Consider the following 6,874-nt stretch of genomic DNA (forward strand, 5'->3'; position numbering starts at 1 on the left):
CCAGTATTTTCTTTCGACAATGTCATGAAAGATTGGTCTGTGATCCTGACCCAACTGGCAGAATCACCGCGAAAACGTAAGCGACAAATGGCTGTATCGGGGAAAACATGTTAGCGCATATGGGGCTTTGCCCTGCACCCACCAGGAGGAGATAATCTCCTCCTGGACCTCCATAATAATTTTCTTATTTTTAAATGCGCTTGCACTGCGTTCATAGCCCTGCTCGCTCTGATCAACCACTCCTGACGCCAGATGGTATCGTCTACAATCCTCTTTTGGGAAAAATCAGTTACAAATGGGCTCACTATTGCGGAACAGACCAACAAGCATGTCTGCTGCTGTGGCTGATCTCCATTCCCAGAGGAAGATAAAATCCTTGGGCGATGGGCAGGCTGGTCCATAATCCCAGCTTTTGGCAACCGGCAGCATCAGCCTGACGCAGGGCTGCCTGCCAGAGATCTGTACCAATCCCTTGCTGACGCCATGCGGGATGCAGCCCAATGGGACCAAAAAAGGCCAGCTCTCTCTTTTCCGTATGCAGGGCACAAAAACCGATGATCTCCTGCTCGGCTACGACCAAAAGCAGATCCTTTCCCGGATGGGCTGCATTATAGGTGGTGGCCAAGCCATAACCGTTAAACGGATCATAATGTGGATCAATCCGGCTTAACAGCTCGTGTTGCCAACCGATACTGAAATGCTCCTGCAGCAGACGCTGCACAGCCTGTTGATGCCTGCTTTCATAGAGGATTATAGAAATGTTTTTATCGGTATTGGCTTTTCTGGTGGCCATTCTGCCCAGCACCTCAGCAGGGGTGCATTGCAAAAACAGCTCTCCCGTTTGCCAACTCCCTGCCGTCTGTTCCACAAACTGCTCCATCGCCAGCAACCCTTGCGGCACCCCCGGCCAGATACCACTCCATTGCAGAGCACTCTGCAGCACTGTTTGCTGTTCTCGTTGCGCCAAAAAAAACAGCTCCTGCAGCAACTGCCGTGCCCAGCCTTTTCTTTGCCACTCTGGCTCGACCCCCAGCCAGTGCAACAGCATACTTTCATTTTGCTGCAGGCCCGGATTGCGGCGATGATTGGCCAACACCACAGCACGCAGTTGTCCGCTGCAATCAATCAACAACCGCGAACAATCGCTGCTCCACAGAGAGGAGCGCAGCAGCCGCTGCTGCACAAAATCTGCGGGCATCTCTTTGCCATAGGGCAAGGGGGAAGCAGCATGCAGGCGATTGTAGAGTGCCACCACCGCCTCTTGCCAGGCGAGGGTCAAGGGGATGATCTGTGCGTCCATGGCGGGCACCTCCTCAGCCTGTTCCAGCAACCTGTTCAGAAGAACAACTCATGGAAGCGTTGCAAAAAGATCTCTTTGGCCTGTTCTGGGCTCCATGCGGCGATAAGAGATGGCGGCAACGGTTCGGGCAATCCCTGCCATGGGGCAGGTTCTCTGCCCATGAGGGCAGCCTTTTCGGTGGCGAGCAACAGCATATCAGCCTCTTTGATGGCCTCTGGAGGCTCGCTGGGCAGCAGGGCAAAGCGTTGCGCGATTATTTTTAACAGGCTCTCTTCATGGGAGCGAAAGAGGGGCATCTGTTGTTTGATAGGCTGAGGCAGATCGGAGAGATAGGCTTCTGCCGCATCATGGAGCAGCCCCCAGCGGGCCAGTGTCGGATCGACCACCCGTGAGACATGCACCGAATGTTCGGCAACCGAGTAGAAGCTGCGACAATGGCCGTTAAAACGGCAGAGCATAGAGAGCGAATGGGCAATATCGATAATCTCCACCTCCTGGACACGGGCATCCAGAGGCCAGAATTGGATGCCGGTAAAGGTTTGGATCCACGATCCTTTTCTCTGTTCTTGTGCAGAAAAAGACATTGCAAAATTCTCACTTCGCTTCAAAATCAAGTTGACGACGCACTGCTTGCCCTATCGTACCGGGTTGCGGAGAGCTTTTTTGCCTGTGGCAGGAGCATCGTGCACAGGATTATTTGCGTGATCTTCTCCGCGCAATGGTGCAGAAGCAGTTGAGCATGTAACAGCGTGCCAGGAGGATGTTGGCACTTTTGCCGACAGCATTCAACAGACCGCATAAAAAAAATGCAGTATCTGGATAATGGTGCAGCATACTCTTTCTGTTTCAAACCTGCTTTGAACTCTCTTGTTTCATACTACCCCCTGTTTCAATGGGACATGCACTGGCTGTGCTTGGATAAGCGATCGGCGCTCTCCTGCAACTGGGGGCAATGCAGGAGCAGGCCGCAGCCGATCGCATGCCAATGACGCACAAACCCGCTTAATGAGGGAGCCCCCCCTGCGGCGTGTTGTGAGCAAAATGTTCTGCCTGGATGCTGATGGGAGTCTCTGTCAAGGGGTGCCTGTTGCGCAAATGGACTCGCTCGATATGGGTAACCAGCTTGCCAATATCGCGAATCACCTCATAGGAATCGGCAGCAAAGATGATCTGACCGACAGGTTTGCCCTTGCGGAGCATGATCTTGACCACGGTTCCCCTGGTGGTAACCGCCATCTCTTCAGCCCAAGAAAATGTGGTGGATACTTCCGATTTTTCTGCTATGAATGGCTCATCAGAGGGCAATTCAAAGCGAACACCACCCGTGCTGAGATCGACAATCTTGGCAAAAAAATCATAACCTGCTGCCCGCGTAATGGTGAGCAAAACCCGCGCATCCTCATGATATTTGATGCGTACCGAATCACGCTGTTGCGCTTTGCGAAAGATCCGCTCGGGAAAAATCAACTTGAGACTGCTCATCACTGCACTGCCGTCGAGGCTATCGGTCGCGGCAGACAAGGCGGTTTCGGGGCGTGCTGGTGCATAGGAGGAAGCCGTTTTCTGTACATTTGTGGCCACCGACATCTCGCGCGTGGAAAATCCATTCCAGAGACTGGAGACAAATTGGTTGATTTTTCCACCATACACGAAAAACAGGGTCGCGGCGCGACCATGCAAAAATTTATAGTAGCCTTCTGGCGGATCGGTTGGACCAATCAGCAGATAATCCATGTTGCGCAGATATTCGCTGGAGAGTTCACCACTGCCACCTGCTCCGCTCTCCACTTCCGGCAAAAAACGGCTTCTATAAATTAAAATTTTACTGCCAAAACAGACCTGTACCTCAGAGCGGCTGTCCACAGCGTGCATCAAGGTCTGGGCGATGGTGGCCGGATCTTCCTGAATATTTTCCTTGGGTTTTTCGTCCAATGCAAACGTCGAAGAGCTTTCGGGCTCTTCTGTCCTGTTGGAGTTACCAGTCAAGTGCTGGATGTTTTTGGTAAAATGCTGCCAAAGACCGGTGGTTTCCATTTTTATCTCCTTTGCGGCTTCATCTGCTGACCGAAGCTGCAGTACTGCCGATGCGACAGGGATTGTTCTGGACTGAACTCTTGGCAAACCTCCAGAAAAATATTTTTAATTATCAAAAACATCTCTCTCAGCATTTCGATGCGTGTGTGGAGCTGTTTTTGTTGGTTCTGTAATAAATTAAAGCAAGATGTGAGCCATCTATAATTTTATAAGCAAATCATCATATATCAGGCAGCGCCATGCGCTTGCCGCCAGCACGCGCACTGCTCTTACAGAGTCAGACAATGGGGAAAAGTCAAAAAGGATAAGCGGTTGATCCGCTCAGGCTGTTGAAAATGCTGCTGAATCCATCACTCTCTCCCTTGCTTGAGAGCGCCTATTATGCGCTCAAGGGCAGACGATAGATCGATGGGGCGGCTTGTACTACCGGCAACTGCAGATGATTGAGCTCCTCGGTGTGGCCCAAAAAAAGATAGCCGCCGGGGGAGAGATTGCGACAAAAATTGCTGACCAGCTTTTGCTGTGTAGGCCGATTAAAATGGCTGATTCGGTTGCGGCAAAAGATAATATCCATGCGCTCGCGCAAGCCAAAATCATGATCCAGAATGTTCAGACGCCGAAACTTGACCATCTCCCGCAACTCCGGTATCACCCGCACCAATTGCCGATTGGGATCCCGACTCTTGAGCAGATATTTGCGCTTCATCTCCATGGAGATCGGCGCCACCTTTTCAATATTATAAATGGCATCATTGGCGGTTGCCAACACCCGCTCGGAGATGTCTGTGGCCAACACCTTGGCCCGAAACGGAATCCCTGGATAGTGATCGGCAAACTCCTGCAACACCATCGCCAAGGTGTATGCCTCTTCCCCAGTGGCACAACCCGCACTCCAGATCATAAAATCACGAGAAATTCCCGCACCCGTAACCTTGATCAACTCCGGCAAGGCTGTTTGTACCAGATATTCAAAATGATCGGCCTGGTGAAAAAATTCGCTTTCCGCACTGGTCGCCAGATCAACAAACTGTATCAACTCTTCGGTGGGATGACCGCTGCCCAGCAGCCAGTCTAGATATTCTTTGAATGAGTGTCGGCCATGCGCCCGCAATCGCTCCTGTATCATCTCGGCAAGCAAGGTCCGCTTGCCAGGAGGGAGACGCACGCCACACTGTACCTGGACAAATTCACTTAATCGTTTGAAATCGGCATCAGTAATCCCAGAAGGATGTCCCTGATCTTTTTTGGCTCGCACCCGCTTTGCCTCCCCATGCAGAGAGTACTCTCGAACCTTCTGCCATGGATTATCCCTGTAAACTGCTGGCTATCATCCGTGACAAAATTATCCCAGCACCTTTTTGATCACGCCGATCAACTGTTCTGGCTTGAATGGTTTTACAATCCAACCGGTCGCCCCGGCATCTTTGCCTTCCTGTTTGCGTTCTGCTTGTGACTCGGTGGTCAACATGACAATCGGTGTAAATTTGAATGCAGGCAACTTGCGCAACTCGCGAATCAAGGTGATCCCGTCCATGTTCGGCATGTTCAAATCGGTAATCACCATATCGATGCTCGCTCCACTGACTTTGGCCAAAGCATCCTTGCCATCCACAGCTTCCACCACTTGATAACCTTCCCCTTTCAGCGTCAAACCCACCATCTGCCTGACACTGGAGGAGTCATCCACGGTCATGATCGTCTTGGCCATTACTCTCCACTCTCCTCTGTTTCAGTCTTTTGCTCTCTGCAGCAAACAACTGGAAAATCCGATTGATGATCCGATGCAACTGGAAAATCCGATTGATGATCCAATGCAACTGGAAAATCCGATTGATGTTCCGATGCAACTGGAAAATCCGATTGATGATCCGATGCAACTGGAAAATCCGATTGATGTTCCGATATTGCGCACGGCTAAACCTCGGTACACTCCTCCTTCAGCGACCATTATATCAAGCCCCCGCCGCCGCTATTATAGGGAGTGCCGGTACAAAAGCAAGCAAAATCGAACCATTGATAAGGAAAGTGGACTCTCTTGCCCAGCATGTTGATGCAGAAAGTAAACAAAACAGTGCTTTAACTGATAATCACTCTCATTTGCTTCTGCCTTTCTCTTGCCCTTGCAGTGGCGTATTTCTGCGATTTCTGTTTTCCCCGCGCTCAACTGCTAGCGCAACCAGTTGAGTACCACCTCTGCTTCAACCAATACCGTATGCAAACCTTCAACCCCATGGTAGGCGGTATAGGTGTGCCCATCAATGGTGGTCTGCGCTGCGGCATCGGTGGCATGGCTGATGCCGTTGACCTGCACCGTGCTATTGCTTGCCAACAGATGATCCATGGCCTGTTGCATGTTGACCACATCCTGCGCCTCTCCTTGAATCAACAGAGAGTCTGTGCTGCCGGTCAGATCCAGCAAATCATGAATCTGCAGGCTGTTGGCAACACCATTGCGCATCTCCACACTCTGCACAGGTGGCAACTGCCGATTGTTTGCCAGCAAGCTGTCCAAATCGACACTGCCCCCATCCAGTATCTGTAAATGCGCTCCCTCTTGCTGCAAGGTCACCCCCTCCCATTGCAGCACTTGTTGGGGAGTGGCTGGCCCGCTCTCCGCTGTGGCGACAACAGGTGTACTCTCTGTGCTGGCAGCCGCATCTAATGCAGCCACTGTTTCATAACCCAACTGTACTTCCGCCAACGCGCTCTGCTGGCCATCGGCAAAATTGGCGATGGCATAGCCATTGATCAGATTGCCGTTTTGCAGAGCGGCATGCGTTCTATCCAGTTGCAAAGAGAGGCTGACAATCTGCAAATCGGTCAGTGTGTACAGCTCGGTGGCCCATGAAATGCCGTTATGATCCGCATCCACCCACACTCGCAACTGGGCAAAAGCCGCATCCAGATGATCCATCAGGCCATCATGGTTGCTGTCCAGGGTGGCCAGGGCTGCCAGACTTCCCACTGCTCCCGGTGCAAAATGGTCGGAAATCAGCTCTGAAATTGCTGCAATGTGGCCATCACCATTGCCATCCATGACCAACAAACCATCCCCACCCTGCACCCATCCACTCCTCTCTTTCTGCCCATCACCGTTCATATCAAAATAGACTGGATTGCTCTCGCGGGAAGAGAGTTCGATGCCATTGCCATTGAGATCAAGCACCAGCGGGTCGCCTGCACCCACGGTACAAAAATCACCTGCCACCAGATTGCGTGCAATATTTTTTACCAGAATGGTCACCTGATGGCCGGCACTGTCGGTAAAGAGAAGAGAACGATCGTTGCCGCTAACCGTCTGCGCGGCCAGCAAGGCGTCCACTGCCGTACTGTCCAAAATGGTGCCATTGTTGGTCAATTTCAGCTTGTCGGCCTCACTGTTCTTGTCAAAATCCCACACCGTATCCACATCACTCGACCCGGCATCCTGCAGTTCAAAGACAAAAGTATCGTTGCCCCCCAAACCAAACAGATGATCGGAGCCAGAACCACCGTTCAGCGTATCGGCCCCGGCACCATAGCCAAAACTGCTTCCCGGTG

General features: G+C 51.7%; 7 protein-coding genes. 1 reads left to right on the top strand and 6 read right to left on the bottom strand.

Annotated elements, in window-relative coordinates; all coding sequences use genetic code 11:
- Positions 1-304: 304 nt before the first annotated feature.
- The 5 genes from EJP87_RS12385 to EJP87_RS12405 form a co-directional block, all read right to left on the bottom strand.
- Entirely contained in the window at positions 305-1,300 is a 996-nt protein-coding gene (locus EJP87_RS12385; protein ID WP_130472189.1) for a GNAT family N-acetyltransferase, read from the bottom strand.
- A 35-nt stretch (positions 1,301-1,335) separates the two neighbouring features.
- Positions 1,336-1,884 (bottom strand): phosphohydrolase, encoded by a 549-nt coding sequence (locus EJP87_RS12390; protein ID WP_130472190.1) that lies wholly within the window; start codon positions 1,882-1,884, stop codon positions 1,336-1,338.
- Between the two features lie 418 nt (positions 1,885-2,302).
- Entirely contained in the window at positions 2,303-3,334 is a 1,032-nt protein-coding gene (locus EJP87_RS12395; RefSeq protein ID WP_130472191.1) for a PilZ domain-containing protein, read from the bottom strand.
- A 379-nt stretch (positions 3,335-3,713) separates the two neighbouring features.
- Complete coding sequence (locus tag EJP87_RS12400) at positions 3,714-4,589, bottom strand: CheR family methyltransferase (protein WP_130472192.1); 876 nt, start codon at positions 4,587-4,589, stop codon at positions 3,714-3,716.
- An 87-nt stretch (positions 4,590-4,676) separates the two neighbouring features.
- Entirely contained in the window at positions 4,677-5,042 is a 366-nt protein-coding gene (locus tag EJP87_RS12405; RefSeq protein ID WP_130472193.1) for a response regulator, read from the bottom strand.
- Between EJP87_RS12405 and EJP87_RS17880 the strand changes: the two genes are divergently transcribed.
- Positions 5,026-5,385, top strand: coding sequence for a hypothetical protein (locus tag EJP87_RS17880; protein ID WP_193771351.1), 360 nt, complete (start codon positions 5,026-5,028; stop codon positions 5,383-5,385). The genes EJP87_RS12405 and EJP87_RS17880 overlap by 17 nt on opposite strands.
- 116 nt (positions 5,386-5,501) lie before the next feature.
- Here the strand turns inward: EJP87_RS17880 and EJP87_RS17885 are convergent.
- Positions 5,502-6,874, bottom strand: a 1,373-nt coding sequence (locus EJP87_RS17885) for a calcium-binding protein (protein WP_478210083.1), incomplete at its 5' end; no start/stop codon positions are given.

Origin of the sequence: Candidatus Magnetaquicoccus inordinatus (assembly GCF_004217665.1) — a bacterium.
Taxonomy (GTDB): Bacteria; Pseudomonadota; Magnetococcia; order Magnetococcales; family Magnetaquicoccaceae; genus Magnetaquicoccus; species Magnetaquicoccus inordinatus.